Source organism: Alteromonas sp. KC3 (assembly GCF_016756315.1).
In the GTDB taxonomy this organism is placed as follows: Bacteria; Pseudomonadota; Gammaproteobacteria; order Enterobacterales; family Alteromonadaceae; genus Alteromonas.
On record NZ_AP024235.1, the window covers coordinates 1,922,535 to 1,945,088 of the forward strand.

18 protein-coding genes are annotated in these 22,554 nt (G+C 42.2%); 9 read left to right on the forward strand and 9 right to left on the reverse strand.

Annotated elements, in window-relative coordinates:
* Positions 1–334 precede the first annotated feature (334 nt).
* The 4 genes from JN178_RS08580 (at position 335) to JN178_RS08595 (ending at position 5,377) form a co-directional block, all read left to right on the forward strand.
* On the forward strand, positions 335–1,465 hold the full coding sequence (locus JN178_RS08580; protein ID WP_202266003.1) for a cytochrome P450: 1,131 nt from the start codon (positions 335–337) through the stop codon (positions 1,463–1,465).
* A 108-nt stretch (positions 1,466–1,573) separates the two neighbouring features.
* Positions 1,574–1,885 carry a 2Fe-2S iron-sulfur cluster-binding protein gene (locus JN178_RS08585; protein WP_202265293.1) on the forward strand — a complete coding sequence of 104 codons (312 nt, stop codon included), beginning with the start codon at positions 1,574–1,576 and terminating at the stop codon, positions 1,883–1,885.
* Between the two features lie 16 nt (positions 1,886–1,901).
* Positions 1,902–3,215: an NAD(P)/FAD-dependent oxidoreductase gene (locus tag JN178_RS08590; RefSeq protein WP_202265295.1), complete on the forward strand. Its 1,314-nt coding sequence runs from the start codon at positions 1,902–1,904 to the stop codon at positions 3,213–3,215.
* 218 nt (positions 3,216–3,433) lie between these two features.
* Complete coding sequence (locus JN178_RS08595) at positions 3,434–5,377, forward strand: CRTAC1 family protein (RefSeq protein WP_202265297.1); 1,944 nt, start codon at positions 3,434–3,436, stop codon at positions 5,375–5,377.
* Positions 5,378–5,636: 259 nt separating this feature from the next.
* On the opposite strand, the gene JN178_RS08600 is transcribed toward JN178_RS08595, so the two are convergent.
* From JN178_RS08600 to JN178_RS08630, 7 genes are all read right to left on the reverse strand, one after another.
* Positions 5,637–6,923: a TRAP transporter large permease gene (locus tag JN178_RS08600; protein WP_202265299.1), complete on the reverse strand. Its 1,287-nt coding sequence runs from the start codon at positions 6,921–6,923 to the stop codon at positions 5,637–5,639.
* A 4-nt stretch (positions 6,924–6,927) separates the two neighbouring features.
* On the reverse strand, positions 6,928–7,440 hold the full coding sequence (locus JN178_RS08605) for a TRAP transporter small permease (protein WP_202265301.1): 513 nt from the start codon (positions 7,438–7,440) through the stop codon (positions 6,928–6,930).
* Positions 7,418–8,443, reverse strand: a complete 1,026-nt coding sequence (locus JN178_RS08610) for a sialic acid TRAP transporter substrate-binding protein SiaP (RefSeq protein ID WP_202265303.1) — start codon at positions 8,441–8,443, stop codon at positions 7,418–7,420. The genes JN178_RS08605 and JN178_RS08610 overlap by 23 nt, the downstream gene beginning before the upstream one ends.
* 671 nt (positions 8,444–9,114) lie before the next feature.
* A complete protein-coding gene (gene aldA, locus JN178_RS08615; protein WP_202265305.1) occupies positions 9,115–10,566 on the reverse strand; it encodes an aldehyde dehydrogenase in 1,452 nt (483 codons plus the stop codon).
* 3 nt (positions 10,567–10,569) lie between these two features.
* Positions 10,570–11,331: an SDR family oxidoreductase gene (locus JN178_RS08620; RefSeq protein ID WP_202265307.1), complete on the reverse strand. Its 762-nt coding sequence runs from the start codon at positions 11,329–11,331 to the stop codon at positions 10,570–10,572.
* Complete coding sequence (locus JN178_RS08625) at positions 11,331–12,359, reverse strand: zinc-dependent alcohol dehydrogenase (protein ID WP_202265309.1); 1,029 nt, start codon at positions 12,357–12,359, stop codon at positions 11,331–11,333. Before JN178_RS08625 ends, JN178_RS08620 begins: the two co-directional genes overlap by 1 nt.
* Positions 12,360–12,368: 9 nt before the next feature.
* On the reverse strand, positions 12,369–13,520 hold the full coding sequence (locus JN178_RS08630; RefSeq protein WP_202265311.1) for a mandelate racemase/muconate lactonizing enzyme family protein: 1,152 nt from the start codon (positions 13,518–13,520) through the stop codon (positions 12,369–12,371).
* Between the two features lie 254 nt (positions 13,521–13,774).
* On the opposite strand from JN178_RS08630, the gene JN178_RS08635 reads away from it, so the two are divergent.
* The 5 genes from JN178_RS08635 (at position 13,775) to JN178_RS08655 (ending at position 20,847) form a co-directional block, all read left to right on the forward strand.
* Positions 13,775–16,114, forward strand: coding sequence for a beta-galactosidase (locus tag JN178_RS08635; protein WP_202265312.1), 2,340 nt, complete (start codon positions 13,775–13,777; stop codon positions 16,112–16,114).
* A gap of 5 nt (positions 16,115–16,119) precedes the next feature.
* Entirely contained in the window at positions 16,120–17,106 is a 987-nt protein-coding gene (locus JN178_RS08640; RefSeq protein ID WP_202265314.1) for an SMP-30/gluconolactonase/LRE family protein, read from the forward strand.
* A gap of 106 nt (positions 17,107–17,212) precedes the next feature.
* Positions 17,213–18,793, forward strand: coding sequence for an MFS transporter (locus JN178_RS08645; protein ID WP_202265315.1), 1,581 nt, complete (start codon positions 17,213–17,215; stop codon positions 18,791–18,793).
* Positions 18,794–18,796: 3 nt separating this feature from the next.
* The gene (locus JN178_RS08650; protein ID WP_202265317.1) at positions 18,797–19,768 is read left to right on the forward strand and encodes a sugar kinase; all 972 of its coding nucleotides are present in this window, start codon (positions 18,797–18,799) and stop codon (positions 19,766–19,768) included.
* Positions 19,769–19,770: 2 nt separating this feature from the next.
* Positions 19,771–20,847: a glycoside hydrolase family 117 protein gene (locus JN178_RS08655; protein ID WP_202265318.1), complete on the forward strand. Its 1,077-nt coding sequence runs from the start codon at positions 19,771–19,773 to the stop codon at positions 20,845–20,847.
* Positions 20,848–20,908: 61 nt separating this feature from the next.
* Here JN178_RS08655 and JN178_RS08660 read toward each other — a convergent pair whose 3' ends face one another.
* Both JN178_RS08660 and JN178_RS08665 read right to left on the reverse strand, forming a co-directional pair.
* On the reverse strand, positions 20,909–21,895 hold the full coding sequence (locus JN178_RS08660) for a pyridoxamine 5'-phosphate oxidase family protein (RefSeq protein ID WP_202265320.1): 987 nt from the start codon (positions 21,893–21,895) through the stop codon (positions 20,909–20,911).
* Between the two features lie 3 nt (positions 21,896–21,898).
* The gene (locus JN178_RS08665; RefSeq protein WP_202265322.1) at positions 21,899–22,549 is read right to left on the reverse strand and encodes a glutathione S-transferase family protein; all 651 of its coding nucleotides are present in this window, start codon (positions 22,547–22,549) and stop codon (positions 21,899–21,901) included.
* Positions 22,550–22,554 lie beyond the last annotated feature (5 nt).

Genomic DNA, 22,554 nt, shown 5'->3' on the forward strand with positions numbered 1-22,554 from the left:
TTTAGCAGTGCTCAAAATCACATTAATGCAGCACATTTTAACAGTAAATTTTTAGCTTTAACTGGTTATTTGTCTTGTTGCCCTCGTCCAAAATAAACTCAAAAGAGCATATTTTTGATATTTCTGAATAGTAGCCTGTCACTAATGTAAAGAAAATGTTGCTAGCATGCTCCTACAGTAATCTGGCTATGAACCCATACAGCAACGAATAGGAGTGCGCACAATGGAGCCTGAACAGCGTTGTGATTCTAATAAGATTGAAGCGAAAACAGAAAGCGGCTGCCCATTTGCATCGAAAGAAAAAAAAGTAAGTATTTTTAATGACGCTTTTGCAATGCATCGATGTGATGAGGGAGTTTTAGCTATTGATGATCAAAGTGATCCTGTGACAATGGTGTTGGGATTAAAAGAGGTGAGAAAAGCGGCGCACAACTGGAAATTGTTTCAATCTGGGGCAAAACCAGGTCGCATTGTCGTTCCCTCTGAAGTGGCCATCAGAGATATAAGGCAAATACCTTTTGAAGTAGACCCTCCTGCCCACAAAGGCTTTAGAACCTTGCTTGAGCCTTGGTTTAAACGTCCTTTGGAAGACTCTTATCAGGCACGACTTAATAGTATTGTAAGCGACATGCTTGATAGTTTACTAACTAATAGTAATACGTATACCGAGGCGGTGAATGAAATTGCATTAGTTATTCAGTCACAGGCTTTAACGACGCTATTAAATGTACCATTCACCGAGGCCGCAACATGGATTAGTTGGGGAACGCATGTTTTTAGAAGTGATGACAATCCTCTTGATGCTGGAAAAGCCAACGTTCTTTATGACTATTTAGATAAACAAATAGCCAAAGCAAAACAAGTTCCCGGAAAAGATATTTACAGTCAATTGCTCGCTGCCGAAGTGGAAGGTAAAGCGCTAACCGATGAAGAGATAAAAGGCATTATGGTCCTTACTTTTGCAGGCGGCCGAGACACGGTTATCAATGCGCTAACTAATACGTTGGCGTATTTTTCCGAAAATAAAGATGATTTAGCACTCTTACGCACACATCCTGAGCTTGTAAATAACGCGGTTGAGGAGTTAATTCGCTATTTTTCTCCATTGACACATATGGGACGAGTGGCTACGGCAGATGGCGAGGTTAACGGACATCAAGTGGAAGATGATACTCGTATTTCACTTTGTTGGGCTTCTGCTAATCGTGACGAAACCGTATTTGAAAACCCAAATCTGGTGGATTTAACGCGTAAAACCAACCCCCACGTTGCTTTTGGCTTCGGGATCCACAACTGTTTAGGTGCCACTCATGCTCGAGCACTATTGAGGATTTGGATTCTTCAACTGACCCAAAAAGTCTCTGCTATTGAAGTAGGGCAATATGAAGAGAACATTGAGATTTGGGGGAACGTTAAGCGCAAAGTCGGCTTTCATTCACTAAATGTGCGATTACATGAGCTGTAGCTGCTGCCGTGTGCGAAGCATTGTAGTTGATACTTTAGGAATATTTCAAATTACGCTTAACCAAATATTAATTCATAGATAAGCATCACTTTAGTACAGGACATAGAAATGATAAACGTAACTTTTATTACCGCAGATGGACAAACAATCAATACGCAGGGCGAATCGGGTTCTTTAATGGAACTAGCTGTAGCGAATAACGTTCCTGGGATAGATGGTGACTGTGGTGGAGTCTGTTCTTGTGCCACCTGTCATGTTCGTGTTTCCGAGCAAGATTATGCTCGTGTAGGAGAGCCAAACGATATTGAAAAAGACATGTTAGAGCTTGCAGAAGGTGTTAGTGAAACAAGTCGTCTTTGCTGTCAAGTGGCACTATCTGACGAAATAAGTGGCATAAGCGTCACAGTGGTAAGAGATTAATGCAATGGTAACCATAGTGTCTGAACAAATACAATCACAGCCGGTGTGCATAGTTGTAGGCGCGAGTCATGCTGGAGTTAACTGTGCATTTGAATTGAGAAAGCAAGGGTTTAGTGGAAGGTTAGTGCTTATTGATGCCGATATGCATTTGCCTTATCACCGCCCACCGCTTTCTAAAGCATTTCTTAATACACCGTTGGATGACGCCCCGGCACCGTTAAAAGCTAAGAGCGCTTACGAGCAAGCAGACATTGAATTATTTCTAGGGGCTATGGTTACGAAAGTTGATGCTAAAGAAAACATAGTTTCGTTTAACAAAGGTGGCTCAGGTAACGCAGAAAATGGTTACTCTATCAAATACACTCATTTGGTCTTCGCTACTGGTGCGTCGCCAATTATTCCACCAATACCTGGTCTCAATGTCGCAGAAAATTGTCTCGTGATGCGAAATGCAAAGGACGCACTTGCGCTCAAATCACTAATGCATGCTAAACGCGAAAACATAAGTAATTTAAACATTGTGATAGTAGGGGCAGGGTATATCGGCCTCGAGGCAGCCGCTTCATTGCGTAAAGCTGGGGCCAGCGTTACTGTCATCGAGCGCGAAGAGAGAATTCTCGCTCGTGTTGCCAGCGAATCTGTGTCAAATCATGTTGCCCGAATACATCAGGAAAATGGAGCGACGATTTTATGTCAGCGCAACGTAAGCGCGGTAGAACGAGACACAGATAAAGGTTTTCAATGGATAGTTTGTGATAATGGTGAGCGGTATCGCGCCGACGCTATATTACTCGGGGTCGGTGTGCGAGTGAATAGCGAACTTGCACAAGAGGCTGGCACGTCACTCCATAGAGGTGCAATAAGCGTCAACACGCACATGCAGACTTCGATTAAGAATATTTGGGCTATTGGAGATTGTACAAGCTTTACTCATCCATTGTATGGTGAAAACAGCCATATTGAATCAGTACAAAACGCGTTGGAGCAGGCCAAGGTTGCGGCAAAAAATATACAGCAAATATCCGTAGCTGACGCTGGTGATGCTGCTCCGCTGCAGAATTATAAAGCAATACCATGGTTTTGGTCAGATCAGTACAACATGAAACTTCAAATGGTAGGCCTTCCTGTAAACGCAGATTGTCAGGTTACACGCCAAGAGTCAAAAGAAGCGCTGTCTGTTTGGCACTTTGTGCAAAACAAACTAGTAAGTGTTGAAGCAATTAACTCACCTAAATCATATGTACTTGGTGGCAGAGCGATTGACAAAAATGCCTTTATTGATAAGTCGAAATTAGCCGACCCATCCCAAAGTCTTGCCGACTTGCTTTAATTTCGTGTGGTCATGAGGACGGAGCTAAGAAAACTCCGTCCTTTTCTTCATTTTAATTCTTTTCAAATCTCGCAACATCTAGCTGTAAACGAAATGTAGTTATTTGTTGAAATCTTGTTTTCATATGTATATTGTTAACAGTTGTCATCATTCTGTGGTGCTGGCAGCTGCGTGTGCCGGCCAAGCAGGTTTAAATAAACATTGGTCAAAGAACACTTATGAACAAAAAGAATTGCGCTATTGTATTTTCGGCTCTTGTTACGGCTTGTTTAAGTGCGGCAGTGGTAGTGGGATGTAGCAATACACACGAGCAAGACGGCACTACAAAGGTTGTGTTTTCTGACGTTTCTGAACAAGTAGGTTTAATCACGCAGCCTAATTGGAAGTATGGCGGCCCTTCTGTCGCCGACTTAAACCAAGATGGTTTTTACGATTTACTTCTAACAAACCATGACACTACTCCCGTACAGTTGTTTATGGCAACGTCTGCTAACGGCTATGTAGAGCATGAAAAAATATTTCCGAAAGTTGATCTGCACGGTATTGCTGCGGGTGATTACGACCTAGATGGCGACAATGATATTTTGCTATCTGTAGGAGGGGGAAACGGTCTGCACCCTTCTCCTCAACGAATGCTGCGCAACGACCATGGAACTTTTACTGATGTAACAGAGGCTGCTGGGGTATCAAAGCTGGGGGCCCGGGGGCGAAGCGTCCGCTGGGTTGACCTTGACAATGATGGCGACCTCGATTTCTTGCAGATCAATGCGGCTAAAATGCTTAATGAGTCGACGCCTCGAAACATTATTTTTGAAAATCTAGGAAATGGGAAGTTCGATTACTTTCGCAGTCCCAGTTTCGAAGATATTGAAGCTGAACGTCTGCTTATTACAGATTATAACAATGACAATGTACCCGACATTATTGCGTTTACTAGCTATGATAAAAGCACGATATTGAAGGGAAACGGTGATTTAACGTTCACAAATACGTCTTCTTCGGTATTTCCTCAGAACAGTAAGAACTATCCTGGAACTATTACAGTAGCGCAGGCTGATATTGATAATGACGGAGACCTTGACTATTACTTTGCGAGAGGGAAGCTGTATTACACCATTGCAAATAACGCCGTAAGTTTTGACCAAAAGCGAAAACGCTTAGACTTGAGGGATAAGGGGAGTAAGGGACACGACGGCATGTATCTTCACGCTGATAATGCACTTACCTTGACAGACTTTTATCACTTTCCCCGAGCAAATCTACTGAAGAGCATGCCTGTATTTATTGGGCAAAATAAGCGCCAGATAGCAACCCCTGTCAATCCAGTAACCATTTTACCAACAGAAGCTGAAGGCTTTCCCGATAAAGTTGAAGAAACAGGGTGGTACATTGGCTACTTAGGCAACAACAAGTGGCGCTTTGAGTGGAACATGGCCGCTGACTTAGCTTGGGATTTAAGAGCGTCTGTAATTGGAGTAGAAAAATATGAGGCGCAATGGCAGCCTCAAGATTTGTCTGTGCCTGATGTGCTTTTACGCAATGACGATGGAGTATTAACCGACATTTCAAATGTTCTTCCCAATTCAACTCGTGATAACAACTGGGGGGTAACAGCAGGTGACTTTGATAATAACGGGCTAGCTGACTTTTTCGTTTATCGATTCGGTGAGCTCAAACGCCGGGTGGTTGATGTAATGTTACTGAATCAGGGTGGTTATATTTTTGAAGAGTCAGTACATCATAACGCTACAAGTGAAGTGGGAATGGATTCTCATGGCGACGGGGGGATCGCGGCTGATTTCAATCTTGACGGCAAACTCGATATTTTAAGTGGTGATGATGATAATGGTAAGTGGCATATGTATCACAACGTCACACCATTCACAGAAAACCATTTCCTTCTGCTACACATAGGTTATTCGCCAAACGGCATTGATCCCATGGGGGCCAAAGTTTGGGTAAAAACCGCTAGTGGACAACATTTTACGCTTGTTGGTTCGCCCAATGCGAATCATTCGCAAAGTCTGCTGAATATTGTTCATATGGGGCTAGGTACGCAAGAGGTTATAGAAGAAGTCCGTGTTCAATGGAGAGATAAAGAAGTAACTACGATTAAAGATTTGCCCGCTGATCAGTTGGTAAAGGTCGGAGATAACCTGTGAAAAACGAAAAAGTAGGCATGCCGAGAGGTTCAATAATATCACTATCGACAGAGATTTTACTTACGCTGTTGTATCATCCTTATTGCCTTTAGAAATGTTCGTCCTCTCTGTGTAACCGCAAAATTTACAGGTGAAACGGTTCCATTTAGTCCAAATAAAACGTCGAAACTAGGGTCTGCCAAAACTCGTAGGCTTAGCGGCTTTCCTATAAGAATAACTAAAGCAATGACCGGGCGAAGGCGTATATGATCTTCATTAGTTAGGTGTTAGGGTAAAGTAAATTGGGTAACCAAAGTGTGACCTCTGGTACTAGCATAGTTAGCACTAGTACAATAATCAGCGGTAAAAGAAATGGCATAGTAGCTTTAGCCGTTTTTTCAACTGTTAAACCAGAAACTCGAGCAAGTACAAATAGCACCATACCCAGAGGAGGGGTGAGTAGCCCGATCATAAGATTAAGCAGCATAATGATACCAAATTGAACCGGCTCTATACCGGCGGCTATCGCGATTGGAAGTAAAATTGGGGTTAAAATTGTGATAGCAGCAATGGTTTCCATAAAGCAACCCACAATAAAAAGCAAAAGAGTAATACACAGATATAGCGTCACTTTACTTGTACCTGTTTGTGCTAGAAAGTCAGCGACAACCGCATCAATACCTTGACTGGTTAATACCCACGAAAAGATGGCTGCACCGCCAATGATCAACATTATCATGCTTGTAGTTTCAACAGTTTCAGAAGACACTGTAAGGAGTCGTTTTAAGGTAAGAGTCTTGTACACAAACCCTGTAAGTATGATGGCGTAAACGCAGGCGACCACGGCGGCCTCAGTTGCAGTAAAAAAGCCGCTCACTATACCGCCAACAATAATGAAGGGCGTCATCAAAGAAAGCCCAGCTCTTTTAAACGTGCTTAAAATAGTAGAAAAAGCAAAACCAGCATCTTTTTGATACCCACGTTTATAAGCGACAAAGGCGACCATTAGTGATAGTGCGAGCGCCATTAAAAGCCCTGGGACTAAACCCGCTGCAAATAACTTACCTATACTTTCTGAAGCAAGTACACCATATATAATCATAGGTAAGCTTGGCGGAATTATAGGTCCAATTGTTGAGGATGCGGCAGTAAGCCCAACGGCAAAGTCCGTGTCATATCCTCTCTCTTTCATGGCATTTATTTCAATGGCTCCGAGTCCACCAGCGTCGGCAACCGCTGCACCAGACATTCCGGAAAATAATACCGAAGCCCCTACATTTACGTGGCCTAACCCACCGCGTAACCAACCTACTAGTGCTTGGGCAAAGTCAAATATTCTATGAGTAATGCCACCTTGGTTCATTAATGCGCCTGCCATAACAAAGAAGGGAATCGAAAGTAATGGAAAGCTATCCATGCCACCTACCATTTGGTGCAGAACAACAACAGAAGGTATGCTTCCTTCGTACAAAATAGCAAGTAAAGACGCGACGATAAGCGCTATTGCTATGGGAAAACCGATGAATATAAGCGCAAAAAGCGAGATAAAAAGCAGTAGTATGGTCATAAGTCTAATTTACGCTTGTATTAAAAGTGTTCTGTAATAAAAAAGAGAACAGTTGCTGTGCAGCACGAACAAAGCATGCAAGCAAAGTCAGTGCTATAAAGCTATATAAGTAGCTAAATGAAAGGTTTAGTGCGCTCATCTCATGATTTTGTATTTTTAAAGCAATAATAAGACTAGAGGCAGCGAGGAAAAGCAAAGTAACCGAATTCACAACCAAAACACATCGAGTAACCCAATATTTAATTTTGCTGGGCAAGCGCAGTTGGAAGTAACTAAAACTAATGTGGGTTTGTTTTCTAAAGCCTTGAGCAGCGCCTAAAAAGGTTAGAAGAATCAATTGATATCGGGCGACTTCTTCTGTCCAGCCTAATGGCGCATTCAATAGATAGCGACTTAACACTTGTGCAGTAAGCGTTAAACCCAAAAACCAAAACAAAGTAATGGCTATTTTTTCGTCTAATTCGACTTTTTCCTTTGTGCTTTGAGTCGACTTACTAGAGAGATTGGATGTTATCATAAATACCTTGGCTCTTAGGTGGAAGGCGATCTGACAAATAACGTTGCGTTGCACTTTTAAAGGGCTGCGTATCAAGTGTGTGGACTACCACTCCGTTGTCAATAAACCAACGTTTGAGCTGGAGTTCTTCCAGCTTTATATCTCGAGATGCGCGAGTTGATGCTTCTTCTAGTAGACCTAATAAAACGCCCTGGTCCTTCTTGGAAAGCTCGTTCAAAAACCGGCTATTGGTAATGGTGAGTATTGAGCCAAGTATATGACCTGTTAAATTAATATGGGTTTGCACCTCATATAATTTTTTAGCGGAAATAGTCGGCAACGGGTTTTCTTGTGCATCTACTACCCCTTGTTGTAGCGCTAAGTACACCTCTGAAAAGGCAATAGGGCTGGGCTTTGCCCCCAAAGAAAGAGGAAAAATGTGGTAAACCTTTGCACCTGGAACACGTATTTTTAGCCCCTGTATATCTTCGGGTGTATTTATTTGACGGTTTGCCGTCATGTGTCTGGTTCCATAATAAGTAACGCTTGCGATACGATTTCCACGAGCAAGCTCGCTGTAGTCTTCCGACATATCAAGGAATATTGAGGACTTAAAAAAACGTTGCCAATGAGAGATGTCATCAAAAATGTAGGGTAATTCAGAGAGGCCCAACGGAGGGTGAGTTTGCGCCGCAAAACTGATACCAGTGTAGATAATATCTACAGTACCTAAACTAAGACTCTGATTGAGATGACCCTCTTTCCCTAATAAAGAAGATGGATAGACGAGAATCTTGTACCTTCCATTAGTTTCTTCGTAAAAGCGCTCACTAGCCCATACTGCCCACTTATGAAGGGGATGAGAGGCTTCGTACACATGCGCCCAGCGCACTATTCTTGCGTTTGATGAAGCTGTATGAGGCTCAGCTGCGCGTACTTCCATAGAAATCCCTATCGCGATACCAATGCTTGCAACCCAACAAGCGGAATATAGATAGCGCAAAACGACTAGCCAAACTTTCATCGCAACGGTTTATCCTAATATTAATTTGTATCACAGTTAATTGTTAACAAAATAAACAAATGTTACGCTGTTGTAAAGTAATTTGGTTTCAATAATGAAACATCGATAAGCTTTTAAGAGGATTACAAATAAATGAGTTGAGCCTCGCCAGGCGCAGAGAATTATGATTTTGCTCTTAGTACTCTATTTCAAATAGTGATATCGGAGTCGCTTTGGGTCTTTGCTGATGCTCGGGCAACGAGTTCGATAAATACAAGCAGTTTTCGCCAACGGCTTTTTGAAATGAGCAGTTTGGTACCAAACCCAATAGAGGTAAATCTCGAAAATGAGTTCAACCAAACGATAAATTTAGTGGGCTTCGTTAAACTCTCTCACTCAATCAGCGAAAAGATGATAGTTGAAAACTAGGCTATATTGACTATTGAGTGCGCACTAACCAGATAATAAGCGCTCAGTTTAATGTAGTTGCCAGGCGTAAAGTGTGGAAAGAAACGATAGAAAATTCGAGACTAATTCACTTTAGGATTCAGTGTGTTGGTCACAAAGTATTCAGGTTACCCAGAATTAAACACTGTTTTAGCAATAAGTAATTTATTAGTCTATTCCTATATGCTCAATTTCACGGATAGATAACTATCGGAGACTGAGCATATAAGAAAAGGTATAACGTGCTAAATTGCCTCGTTCATATAAATAGTTTTTTTATCAAGGTACTGCTCTAGACCGTATTGTCCGTCCTCGCCGCCCATTCCGCTTTTTTTCCAACCATTATGGAAACCTTGATGCTGCTCTCCGATACCTCTATTGACATACACTTCACCAACCTCCATCTCTTCAATGGCCTGGTTTATATATGCAAGTGATTTAGTATATAAGTACGCGGATAGTCCGTATTCACTGTCATTTGTGTATGCAATAGCCTGGTCTATAGTGTCAATTTTGCAGATTGGCAAAATAGGGCCAAACGTTTCTTCGTGCATAAGTACGTTATCTTGTGCAACATTGCCCACCAATGTAGGTTCAAACCAGTGACCCTTCTCAAAGCCGTCAATACTTGTTTTACTGCCACCTGTGATAATTTCTGCGCCTTGTTCTAAACTCTTACCAAGTAGAGACGAAATATTGTCAATCTCTCGAGCATTAACTTTCGGGCCCATTTGCGTTGTCGGCGACATTGGATCGCCTACCACTAATGCTCTGACTTTAGGGGTAAGCTTTTCAATAAATTCATCATACACATTTGAATGAATATAAAGGCGCTCTGCACAGGTACAGACCTGACCACAATTAGCAAAACGGGTGTCTATTAGGTCGTTTACCGCTTTGTCTATATCAGCATCTTCCATAACAATAAAGGGCGCTTTACCACCCAATTCGAGCATTACAGGTATCATATGCTTACCAGCTGATTGATATATGTGCTGACCTGCCCGAGTACTACCTGTCATGGTAATAAGTTTGGTGATAGGGCTTTCGCACAGGTATTGACCTACTGAGCTTCCCGTACCGTTGATAATGTTGAGCACTCCTGCTGGAATTCCAGCTTGATTGGCCAATTCGCCAAGCATCAGTGTTGAAAGCGGAGTCTCTTCTGTAGGTTTTAACACCATAGTGTTTCCTGTTACTAGGGCTGGGCCTATCTTTCTGCCAGCCAGCGCTAACGGAAAATTCCATGCTGTAATACCAACAACCACGCCGCGCGGTACTTTGTGAATATAAATTTTTTCGTTTTCGTTATCTGAGGGCAGAATGTCGCCGCTAATGGTGAGTGCATTGTCACATGCATAATCAATGAAACTAGCGGTTACAGCCACTTCCATTTCAGCCACGCCAATAAGTTTGCCCTGCTCCTGAACGATTAAAGGTGCTAGGGAAGGGGAGTTATCTCGTATGAGCTGTGCGAATTTTCGTAGCACGCTTGCTCTTTCTCTCGCCGTTTTTTTTGCCCATCCTTTTTGAGCCCGCTGTGCACTAATGAGCGCTTGCTCTGCATCATCTTCACAGCCTAGCGGCACTTCACCCACTGCTTCGCTTGTTGAAGGATTTAAAACTGGAATAGACTCAGCGCAAGCTGATTCACAGTATTGGCCATTAATAAAATGCTTTTTATTGTATTTAAACATGAATTATCTTCCCATCCATCCGCCATCAACGAGCACAGTAGCGCCATTCATGTAGTCAGATGCCTTAGATGCTAAAAATACCGTTGGGCCCACAAAGTCAGTAGGCTCCCCCCAACGTCCTTGAGGTATACGACTTAGGATAGATGCCGCTCTTTGTGGGTCATTTCTTAGTGCCTCTGTATTGTCTGTGGCAATATAACCAGGTGCTATCGCGTTAACGTTTATTCCTTGTCCTGCCCACTCATTAGCAAGTGCTTTTGTTAACTGCCCAATTGCTCCTTTGCTCGCGGCATAGCCAGGTACTGTTATTCCACCTTGGAAAGTTAATAATGAAGCTGTAAAAATGATTTTGCCAGACTTATTTGCAACCATACCTTTGCCTATCTCACGGCTAAGAATAAATTGAGCATTGAGATTAACTTCGATAACCTTATCCCAGTATTCATCACTGTGGTTCGTTGCTGGATCTCTTAGAATAGTACCGGCATTGTTCACTAATATATCTATTTTTGGATGATCGCTTTTCACTTTTTCAATAAATTTATAAACGTCACCCCTGTTGCTGAAGTCACACTGATAAGCCGAAAAGCGCTTTCCTGATCCAACAACGCCCTTTTCAGTTTCACTACCATGAGTTAGTGAGGCTGAAACTCCTATAATATCAGCGCCAGCTTGTGCCAATCCTATTGCCATCGCTTGACCTATGCCTCTGCTGCAGCCGGTCACCAATGCTGTTTTCCCTTCTAAACTAAACAGTTCGCTCATTATTGTACCTCCTCAATAAGCGACACAAGCGCTTTCATACCCGAAGGGTTTCCGTCCATCGACTTAAACGCATCTCCAATGTTTGATAATTGGTTTACTGAGCTAATGAAAGGGGCTAAATCTAACGACTCATTTGCAATTAAGGATATTGCGTGTTCAAAGTCTTCGTGCTCATATACGCGAGCACCTAAAAGCTCGAGCTCTTTCCAGAAAAACTTAAACAAATCTACTTGTGGCTTTTGGGAGTGAATAGCTACCATGCAAATACGCCCCCTTACTGCCGCAATTTCCGTCATTACATCAACAGCGGCTTGCACACCTGATACTTCAAAAACAACATCAGCGCCCTTGCCATTTGTCCATGTATTTACCTGCTCAATGACATCTTGGTTAATAGGGTCAACAGTTTTTATACCGTTATTTTCAGCAAATTTTCGGCGCGTGTCATTTACTTCAGAAATCATTACGTTAGCGCCTTTAGCTTTAGCAACTAAAGCCACTAATTGTCCAATAGGGCCACCGCCAATAACGATAACATCTTCATTTTGAGAAACACGTGCACGTGAAACATCGTGACATGCAACAGCAAGAGGCTCTACCAGTGCCCCCATTTTTAACGAAACATTACTTGGTAACTTATGTAATGTTCTTGCTTTAACTGTCCAAGAGCTCTGGAAGGCTCCAGGAGTGTCTATCCCCATGAATTTTAAGTTTTGACAAACGTGCGAGTGTCCGGCTTTACATGCTGGACACTCAAGACAATAATCCAACGGTCTTACTACCACATTATCGCCCAGTGCTACGTTAGTAACTCCTTGTCCAATTTCCGCTACTACACCTGACATTTCGTGACCGATAATTTGAGGTGGCGAAACTCGTGCATCCATGACACCATGGTAAATGTGCATGTCAGTACCGCAAATACCCACATATCCTACATTCAATCGAACTTCGCCAGGCCCTGGTGGAATAGCCGTTCCGGACTGGACGTTAAACGTCTTGTTACCTATATACTGTGCTGAAAACATAATTATTCCTTACATGACCTTATGCGGTGAAAGTTTTTCTTTATCAAAAATTACGCCTACACCGATGACATTTGGCGCAACGGCAAAGCCGTCTTTATCTAAAGTGACCGGGTGCTTCGTATAAGCATCTATGGGGAACGAGTGGTATTCCATCATTCCTGCATTAGGTTGGGAAGCCATCAATGATACGTGAAGCTCCTGCATTCCATGACTACAAACTTTCAGGTTATTTATATGAGCGAGGCTCGCAACTTTTAACCAGCCAGTAATCCCGCCAATATTCGATGCATCGGGTTGAAGGTACGAGAGTTTTGATTGATTGATGGCATAATTAAACTCATACAACGTATGTAAATTCTCGCCCATTGCTAGAGGGATGTTGGTAGCACATGCAATGCGTGAATAGCTTTGATAGTCGTCTGGGATTGTCGGTTCTTCAAACCAATGAATATTGTATTTTTCAATGGCGTTGGCAAATCGAATAGCATGTTCAGGAGACATAGAATAGTTGGCGTCAACCATAAAAGCGACGCTGTCTCCGATGTGATTTCGAACTGCTGCGACACGGGCAATATCTTCATTTATATCAGGCTTACCCACTTTTATTTTTACTGCCTTGAACCCTTTTTTCAAATATCCGTCTACGTTTGATATAAGCTTTTCTTCATTGAAATTAAGGTCTATTCCTCCAGCGTAGCAAGGGGTCCTATCTGAAAAACCGCCCGCTAGACGCCAAAGGGGTTGTTTGATGCGCTTGCAGCGAATGTCCCACAAGGCAATATCAACGGCAGATATCGCAAAACTTACTAAACCACCACGACCCACATAGTGCAATGCATATTGCATTTGCTCCCAGATAGACTCAACGCAATCAGCATCTTTACCTACCAAAAATTTGGCTAAGTCATATTTTAAAAGGCTGAATATAGCTTGTCCGCCTTTACCACCTGTATAGGTATAGCCAGTGCCTTGGGTACCATCTCCGCATGTCACTGTGCACGTAATTAACTCAAAATGTGTATGGTCACCGTGTTTTGCGTCGCTTAACACTTCGGGGAGTGGGATAACGTAATAACTAACCTCCACATCTTTGATACCACTGGCAGAAACGTGATTTGTACTTAAAGGGATTGCTGTCACTTTCGCATCCTTATAAAACATATATTCATCAATTGTACATTGTTAACAATTAATAGCAAACTTTTGATTTGTGGGGAAGAGTGAATTTACAATTGGGTGAAAATTGCAACGCTAAATTTACAATTTTTTTCTATGTCGTTGATTGTGTTGTTAATATTTATTGAAGAGATTACTTAAAGAATAGCTTTTTTGTAAAATGTTAACAAAGTTGTTGACAGTTGTATTATAGAAAGTAAGGTTTTTGGTAAGACGAATGATATTTTTCAAGGGTTATTATGACTATTCGAACCAGGTTTGGCGTGGTTGCCACGTGTGTTTTGGCTGCGGTTGGGCTTCAGGCGTGCGCAAAGCGCGAAGCATATTTAATTACTGACACGAAAGAGTTGGCTTCGCAACATGAAAGTAATACTTCACACGACATGCTTGAGTCGATGGTTACGTTAAATGAAGACACTAAAAGCTTGATAAACGCTAATGCAGTAGATTGGCAAATTTCAACCGCAGACGATGGAGAAGGGCAACTCAATATAAAATTTAACGCAGCATCAGCAAATAAACCATTTTTAACTATTAATGCTGAGTCGACGTGGGATTTTAGTTTGAATGACACGGTCGCCGTAGTAATGGATATTGATAACCCGAGCAGTGAGCCTGTACACCTTCATGTAGCCCTAACTGATGTGCACGGGAAAAAACACAATCGCAATAGCGCTATACCTCCTCATTCTTCTGCATCTTATTATTCTTTGATAAAAGGGGAGAATGTTTCCTTGGATACTGGTATGCGTTCAAACCCCAAACATTGGGACACCGACTATACTCAGCTAATATGGAGAACGGGCTCAAAAGAGATAGATGTCAGTAAAATCAAATCAATTACCTTCCAAGTGATGGGGGTAATGGCCGATAAATATATCACAGTAAGAGATATTAGAGCAGTACGCCCAACCTCTTTTATTCAAGATTCGGTGAAGCACATTGTCGACGAATTTGGCCAAAACAATAAAATTGATTTTGAAGGCAAAGTAACCTCTACCGACGATTTGCGACAACATTTCAAAGAAGAAAGCGTTGAACTTCAAGCGCAAGTTCCCACTGATAGGAGCAAATTTGGTGGGTATCTCAATGGACCAAAATTAGAAAGTACGGGGTATTTTCGCACTGAAAAGCATGATGGAAAATGGGCCCTTGTAGACCCCGAAGGGTATTTGTTTTTCTCCACAGGAATAGCCAATGTTCGAATGGCAAATACATCTACTATCACCGGGTTTGATGTGCCTGACGCCTATGTTAAATCACGGGCGAGTACTGATTTAACGCCTGAAGATTCAATGGGCCTCAATAGGCTGAGTAATGCAGCAGCGGAGCATCGCTTCGAGGCATCTGCCATACGTGCCAATATGTTTACTTCCTTACCCGATTATAATGAAGATTTAGGTAACTTTTATGGCTATCGACGCTCTGTGCATACGGGAACGATCGACAAAGGCGAAACCTACAGTTATTACATGGCGAATTTGTCTAGGAAATTTGGAGACATGAGGGTAGACGGAGTACTAGATAAGTGGGAGTCACATACGGTTAACCGTATGCAAAGCTGGGGTTTCACTTCGTTTGGTAACTGGATTGATACGCGTTTTTACGACAATGACAACTTCCCATATTTTGCTAATGGCTGGATAATTGGTGATTTCAAAACGGTAAGCTCAGGCAATGACTATTGGGCGCCTATTCCCGACCCTTTTGATAAAAAGTTCGTTGAACGAACTGACGCTACAGTGAAACAGATAGCGCTAGAAGTTAAAGATAGCCCTTGGTGCGTAGGAGTGTTTATCGATAACGAAAAGAGTTGGGGGATTATGGGGAGCCCCGAATCTCAATTCGGTCTAATAGCGGGTACGATGGCGCTTAATGCAAGCGATAGTCCTGCAAAAACAGCTTTTGTTGAGTGGCTAAAAAATAGATACGAAAACATCCAGACTCTAAACAAAAATTGGGATGTATCCTTCGTTAGCTTTGACGAATTAAATGAAGGCTTTGCAATCAACTTTAATTCAACGGAGGCAATTCAAGACTACAGTGAACTTCTCACCTTTTATGCGGAAGCCTATTTTAAAACGGTAGCTGATTCGATGGGTAAATACATGCCCAATCATCTCTATATGGGGGCTAGGTTTGCGGACTGGGGTATGACACCAGAACTGCGCAGGGCAGCTGCGAAGCATGTTGATGTAATGAGTTATAACTACTACAGAGAGGGTATTAACCCTGTATTTTGGCATTTTCTAGAAGAGCTAGATATGCCTTCTATTATCGGAGAGTTTCATATGGGAGCCTTGGATTCTGGTTTATTCAACCCAGGTTTAATTGGAGCTCATACACAAGAAATACGTGGGCAAATGTACGAAACTTATATGAACTCTGTAATCGATAATCCTTATTTTGTAGGGGCTCACTGGTTTCAGTACATTGACTCTCCAATTGCAGGGCGCGCTTATGATGGAGAAAACTACAACGTAGGTTTTGTCTCAGTTGCAGATATTCCATACAAGCCATTTATTAAATCTGTCAAGCAAGTCAACTACTCGTTATATCAACGTAGGTTTGAGAAGTGATTATTATGGAATGTAAAGACAAATGGAGAATTTTTTGTATAGCTGGCATATTTGCTTTGTCTGGAAAACTCGCGCTTGCCAAAGAATGCGAGTCTTTAGGTGAACGCCTTAGTTCTACAAATTTGGAGTTGTTAAGTGTAGTAACTAAAGACAGTAAATTATGTGTATTACAGAGTGGCTTCCAATGGACAGAAGGGCCTGTTTGGGTAAACGAGTTAAATGGGCTTTTATTTTCTGATATCCCAGCCAGTAAAGTATACCACTACAGTGAAAAGTCGGGAGTTACAGAGTTTTTAAGTGACAGTCGCTTTTCTAATGGTCTAATCATGTCTCCAGATAGAAAGTTGTTATTGCTACAATCTCGAAATCGAACGGTAAGCTTGATGAAAGGAGATGTTGATAAGCCGAACTCTACTTATGAAAATATAATTACTTCTTATGATTCAAAGCGCTTGAATAGTCCAAACGATGGTGTGTTTAACACAACAGGTGACTTGTTTTTTACTGACCCTCCTTACGGGTTACCCAAAGGTATAGATGATCCAGACAAAGAGCTACCGTTTCAAGGCGTCTTTTTATTCACTAAAGCGGACCAGCTTTATTTATTAGAAAGTGAACTTAGTTTTCCAAATGGGATAGCTCTAGCGTTAGATGAAAGCTATTTAGTGGTAGCGGTGTCTGACGAAAAACATAAAGCATGGTATCGGCTTGAGCTGGGCGACGATAATTCAGTTACGAAGAAAACACTTATACATGAGCATAAAGACATAGAGGGTGAAAACTCTAGCGGTCTTCCTGATGGCTTAGCTTTTCACAATAATGGACTGTTGTTCGCGACAGGCCCAGGGGGGCTTTTTGTTTTCGATAGCAATTTAGTGTTGGTTGGTCGTATTTCTATTCCAAATGTCACGTCAAATGTTGCTTTTGATAGTACTTACAAAACCTTATATATCACAGCTAATAACACATTAATGTCTTTAAGTATGATGTAATTGTTTATATTTTATTGTTAACAATTATGGCGTGATGAGTTAAGATATTCGTCATGATTAGGTTGGTGTTTTAACTAACCATTAACAATGGTAAAGAAGATCAAGAATGAACTCCAGACAAATTATTGCGAATGCAGTTATCGTGGCCCTAGGTGGGTTTATATTTGGATTAGATGCAGCACTTATATCGGGTACCGTTAAGTTCATCACAATGGAATTCGGTTTGAGCGATTTAGAAATAGGTGCAGTAGTAAGTGCCCCTGGTTTTGGAGTGCTCTTCGCACTTCTTGTGACAGGGCAAATTTGCAATGCTTTTGGTAGAAGAACCACTTTACTTATTATCTCTTTCCTTTACTTGTTTTCTGCAGTTTTTTCTGTAATAGCTTTTTCATTCGAGACATTGGTTGCCGCTAGATTTATCGGCGGATTGGCATTTACCTCGTTGTCAGTGGCGGCTATGTATATTGGAGAAGTTGCTCCTCCTCAATGGCGGGGAAAGTTAGTGTCTATGATTCAAATTAACATTGTAGTAGGGCTATCTGCAGCGTACTTTGCAAACTATGGCATTGTACAATTGAGCAAGTCAGATCTAACTTGGGTTCACGCAATTGCCTTAGACACCGCCACATGGAGATGGATGCTTGCAGTTGAAATCTTGCCGGCCATCATATGGTTTATATTGCTCTTTAAAATACCGAGAAGCCCAAGATGGTTGGTAATGCAGGGACGTGATGATGAAGCTCTCCTCGTAATGCAATCGATGATGCCAATGGAGCTGGCGCGTAAAGAACTAGCCAATGTCAGATTGAATCTGCAAAAAGATGGAGGTGCGTCAGCGAGCGTGAAGGAATCTTTTAAAATATTATTTTCTAGTCATGTACGAACAGCTGCATTAGTGGGGGTGACAATAGCAATTGTTCAGCAAATAACAGGTATTAATGCCATTATGTTTTACGCTCCAACGGTTTTCGAGCAAGTGGGAATAGGCTCTGATGCAGCATTTCTCCAAGCTGCTATTGTTGGAACTATTAGTGTGTTTTTTACTGTACTCGCCATTTTACTAATAGATAAGCTAGGTAGGAGACCGCTAATAGTTTGGGGGTTGGCATGGGCAGCAATCAGTTTGTTTGCATGTTACCTAGGGTTCAGTTCGGCAACTTATGAAGTAAACGAGCAAGCACTACTGCAATTAAAACGATTTTCCGAGCTGTCTGCACTAACCCAACTTGAAGGCGTTGTTTACCAGTCGGATATTGCTTTTAAGCATGCGCTTCAAGATACGGTTGGAATTGATGTAGCTAAGCAATTTGAAGGTGAGATCTTACAAGCCAGCACAACAATGAATGGCATGTTGGTGCTAGTGGGTATTTCTAGTTTTATTGCCGCATTTCATTTTTCTATAGGGCCCGTAATGTGGGTGCTTTTTTCTGAAATATTCCCTACCCGAGTTCGAGGTGTTGCGATACCTGCCTTCGCTCTTATCGCCAGTATCGTGAGTTATTTGGTCCAGCAGTTCTTTCCTTGGCAGTTATCTAATATGGGAGCAGCAGATATTTTCTTGTTCTACACAGTATGTGGAGTCGTTGGATTTATTGTGTTGTTTAAATTAATGCCAGAAACCAAAAACAAAAGTATTGAAGAAATTGAAGCTTTTTTCGCTTCAAAGCAATTGGCGAAAGGGCTGTAAGTTATGCCACAAAATAATCATGGAAAATCATTACTTGCTATTGGAGAGTGCATGGTCGAGCTTGCTTCATTTAATCACAGTGAAGAGCTATGCCGATTGGGATTTGCGGGGGATACACTCAACGCACTTATCTATGCAAAGCGTTGGGACACTTCTTTGAAATGTGCTTTTTATAGTGCAGTAGGAGTGGACAATTTTAGTAGTAAAGTGTTGTCTTTTTTTGAGCAGCACGAGATCGACACAGAGTATGTCGCACGCAGTAGAAATAGAAATATTGGTCTATACAGCATAGTAATCGATAAAGATGGTGAAAGAAGCTTTGATTATTGGCGAGAGCAATCAGCTGCTCGCGTAATGATGTCACTACATCAAGCTCGCAATACTGTTATTCAAGATGTTGATATGCTGTTTTTCAGCGGTATAGCACTGAGCATTATGTCTGAAGATGACAAACAAAAGCTCATAGAGCTCGTCTCTGTTTGTAAGTCTAGTGGAGTGAAGATAGCATTTGATCCAAACTATCGACCGTCAATGTGGAGTGGACATAAACATGCAAAGCTTTGGTTTGATAAAGCATATCAACTTGCTGATATTGCATTACCAGGTCTTGATGACCATAAAGCGGTATATGACCATGAAAATGTCAACGATGTTGTTGATTACCTAAGCTCTCAAAATTGCAAAGAATTTGTAGTAAAGGCAGGAAAACAAGGAATGTTTGCTTACGTAGACTACGAATGTGTTTACCGGCAAGCATTTAAACCGGTAAAGCAAACGGATACAACCGCTGCTGGAGATTCTTTTGCTGGTGTTTATCTTGCCTCACGCCTTAAAGGTGAAGATGTATCAACCTCAGTTGCTGCGGCTGATGCTATGGCACGGCAAGTTGTCCAGCATCACGGTGCCATTGTACCGCAAGAGAGTACCGAAAAAGCCAAGAACGAAATCAAACAGCAGTGTGGTAAAGGAGAATAGTAATGACTCAGCCAATGAGCTTAGCCACCAAGAGAGCCATCGAAAGGGGATATGATAAAAAAGGTCCCGAATGGATGACAGAATTTGATGTCTACCCGTTAAAAGGCGATTTTGCATATCAAGAAGGGATAATTCGTAGAGACCCTTCATCTATTGTTAAAGTAGACGGTGTATTTCATTGTTGGTACACCAAAGGTGAAGGTGAGACTGTGGGTTTTGGGTCTTCAAATCTTGAAGATAAAGTATTTCCTTGGGATCTTACTGAAGTTTGGCATGCGACTTCGGAAGACGGCGAAACATGGAAGGAACAAGGAGTAGCGATATCAAGAGGCGCACCTGGTTGTTATGACGACCGCGCGGTTTTTACTCCAGAGGTTTTTGTTGAGGGGGATAATTACTATTTAGTCTATCAAAGCGTAAAAGCACCCTATACAAATAGGCAGTACGAAGAAATCGCCATTGCTCATGCTAAAAGTCCCTTTGGGCCATGGCAGAAGTCACCTCAGCCTATTGTTTCTCCTGCTAAGGATGGTGAGTGGATAGGGGACGAGGACAACCGATTCCACGTCAAATCTAAGGGAAGCTTTGATAGCCATAAAGTTCATGACCCATGCCTGCTATCTTTCCAAGGAAAGTATTACCTCTATTACAAAGGAGAGACAATGGGGGAGTCGATGAATATGGGCGGACGAGAAATAAAACATGGCGTAGCAATTGCCAAATCACCGCTTGGACCGTACACCAAATCTGAATTAAACCCGATTTCAAATAGTGGCCACGAAGTCGTTGTTTGGAATTATAACGGTGGCATCGCGACACTACTAACTACCGATGGCCCTGAGAAGAATACGATTCAATTTGCCAATGATGGCCTGAACTTTGAAATAATGGCACATATAAAAGGTGCGCCTGAAGCTATCGGGCTTTTTAGAGAGGACATTCAAACCACAGAAGCACCTGGGTTGAGTTGGGGGCTGTGCCATAAGTATGACAAAAGTTGGAATTGGAACTACATATGTAGATTCGAGGCACGCAAGCAAGTACTTGATGCAGGGACTTTTCAGAACATTGCAAGCTAAATTGAACATACATAGGGGCTTTTTGTAGCCCCACTTCATTGAGTATAAAGAATGCAGTCATTTACCACACGCCAGTGCTATCAACGGCAGGTGAGCGTGTGATGACCTCGTGTCGGAAAGGGTAGACCTTATCTATGCTTATTGCGTTTTCAACAGTGATGTGAATAAAGCGTTCAGCGCCGTCAAAGGCAGGCAGCGTGTCCGTTTCCCAAATGACAGTGGCATTACCTTGTATAAAGTGAAGCGTACCCGTCGTATTTTCAAAAAAGCATAACCCCACACGTCCATCTAGTACAATATTGCCAATGGTGTTGAAAAACTTGTTTCCGCTAAAATCAGGTATGAGCAATGAATTAGCCTCAACGTTAATAAAACCTGATTTTCCACCGCGATGAGACACGTCTATACCTTCATTTGAATTATGCCCGAGCGTGGCGTGACGCGATGCAATATAAAAGGTTTCAGCCGTTGACACCACCTGTTGCAGATGAGTAGTGAGGCCGTTGTACCGTTGAACATTTTTGTGAGTTACTTTCTGCAAAGCGCCTGAGTTACTGACTTTTTGCGTGTCTCTGGTATGAATATACTGTGGGCAGTTACCAAAACTCTGCTCAACAGATACATGAATATCACTCCCCTTTAAATGGCTTATTACGCCATTGAGCCTATTACGTCTTCGGGTCGCGAGCTCTAAACCAAGTATGCCTATTTTACTGCCAGTGTTTACATCAAGACCCAGTAGCGTATCGATTAACGCAAAGGCGCCCTGAGACAAGCCAAGTTGCAAGCGCGTTTCAGAAGGTGAGCGAACGAACCCCTCATCTCCCCAAACAGGTAACGCTACCGGGTGACCAGATTGGTCGAGTAGTCCTACCATCATTAATGGTCCGGATTCAAAAAATGCTCTGTGCTGGGCTGGCATAAAGGGGCGAATAAAGCCTTGTGTTCGTTGCGCTATCGTTTTGGAGATCCCTAACGTATCTTGCGCAAACACTTCGCCCTCGTGAAACACGGGTACTAAACTGTCTGAAGAATGAGGCGTTTTCATAATTTATACTCGAGCTTCTGCAATTTCTGAACTCGGCATAGCAACAAAGCCAGGTAAAGCTTGAATGTTGCCAATCCACGCATTGATATTGGGGTAGTTAACCAATGAAACACCACCTTCTGGAGCGTGAGCAATATAACTGTACATCGCGATATCTGCTGCAGTTAGTCGATTACTTACCAAGTACTTTTCGTTTTGCTCTGCCAAATGACGCTCCATAGTCGTCAACAATGAAGCCGAAGTGGCGAGTACACGTTCAACATCAATAGTTGCACCAAATACATACTCTAGTCGTGCTGCTGCTGGCCCGCGTGCGAGTTCACCTGCAGAAACTGAAAACCAACGCTGAATGGCTGCGATTTCTTGTGGAGTTTCTCCTAACCACTTTGAAGGCTCTGAAGTATGTGCGCTTGCTAAGTAACTAAGAATGGCGTTGGAGTCTGATAGCGTAATGCCACCATCTTGAATAACAGGGACTTGACCAAATGGGTTCATTGCTAAAAATGCATCACCTTTGTGTTCGCCGCTGGCCATATCGGGCTCTACGGTAGTAAAAGGCACATCGATGAGGTGCATAAATAAAGACACCTTATGGCAGTGTCCAGATTTGATATTTTGATAAAGGGTGATAGGTGAAACTATATTAGTAGACATAAGTT

What these genes read in the sequence shown, in the direction of transcription:
- JN178_RS08580 (WP_202266003.1), top strand. Translation starts at nt 335, where the DNA reads ATGCATCGATGTGATGAGGGAGTTTTAGCTATTGATGATCAAAGTGAT.
- JN178_RS08585 (WP_202265293.1), top strand. Translation starts at nt 1,574, where the DNA reads ATGATAAACGTAACTTTTATTACCGCAGATGGACAAACAATCAATACG.
- JN178_RS08595 (WP_202265297.1), top strand. Translation starts at nt 3,434, where the DNA reads ATGAACAAAAAGAATTGCGCTATTGTATTTTCGGCTCTTGTTACGGCT.
- JN178_RS08600 (WP_202265299.1), bottom strand. Translation starts at nt 6,923, where the DNA reads ATGACCATACTACTGCTTTTTATCTCGCTTTTTGCGCTTATATTCATC.
- JN178_RS08605 (WP_202265301.1), bottom strand. Translation starts at nt 7,440, where the DNA reads ATGATAACATCCAATCTCTCTAGTAAGTCGACTCAAAGCACAAAGGAA.
- JN178_RS08610 (WP_202265303.1), bottom strand. Translation starts at nt 8,443, where the DNA reads ATGAAAGTTTGGCTAGTCGTTTTGCGCTATCTATATTCCGCTTGTTGG.
- aldA (WP_202265305.1), bottom strand. Translation starts at nt 10,566, where the DNA reads ATGTTTAAATACAATAAAAAGCATTTTATTAATGGCCAATACTGTGAA.
- JN178_RS08620 (WP_202265307.1), bottom strand. Translation starts at nt 11,331, where the DNA reads ATGAGCGAACTGTTTAGTTTAGAAGGGAAAACAGCATTGGTGACCGGC.
- JN178_RS08625 (WP_202265309.1), bottom strand. Translation starts at nt 12,359, where the DNA reads ATGTTTTCAGCACAGTATATAGGTAACAAGACGTTTAACGTCCAGTCC.
- JN178_RS08630 (WP_202265311.1), bottom strand. Translation starts at nt 13,520, where the DNA reads ATGTTTTATAAGGATGCGAAAGTGACAGCAATCCCTTTAAGTACAAAT.
- JN178_RS08635 (WP_202265312.1), top strand. Translation starts at nt 13,775, where the DNA reads ATGACTATTCGAACCAGGTTTGGCGTGGTTGCCACGTGTGTTTTGGCT.
- JN178_RS08640 (WP_202265314.1), top strand. Translation starts at nt 16,120, where the DNA reads ATGGAATGTAAAGACAAATGGAGAATTTTTTGTATAGCTGGCATATTT.
- JN178_RS08645 (WP_202265315.1), top strand. Translation starts at nt 17,213, where the DNA reads ATGAACTCCAGACAAATTATTGCGAATGCAGTTATCGTGGCCCTAGGT.
- JN178_RS08650 (WP_202265317.1), top strand. Translation starts at nt 18,797, where the DNA reads ATGCCACAAAATAATCATGGAAAATCATTACTTGCTATTGGAGAGTGC.
- JN178_RS08655 (WP_202265318.1), top strand. Translation starts at nt 19,771, where the DNA reads ATGACTCAGCCAATGAGCTTAGCCACCAAGAGAGCCATCGAAAGGGGA.
- JN178_RS08660 (WP_202265320.1), bottom strand. Translation starts at nt 21,895, where the DNA reads ATGAAAACGCCTCATTCTTCAGACAGTTTAGTACCCGTGTTTCACGAG.
- JN178_RS08665 (WP_202265322.1), bottom strand. Translation starts at nt 22,549, where the DNA reads ATGTCTACTAATATAGTTTCACCTATCACCCTTTATCAAAATATCAAA.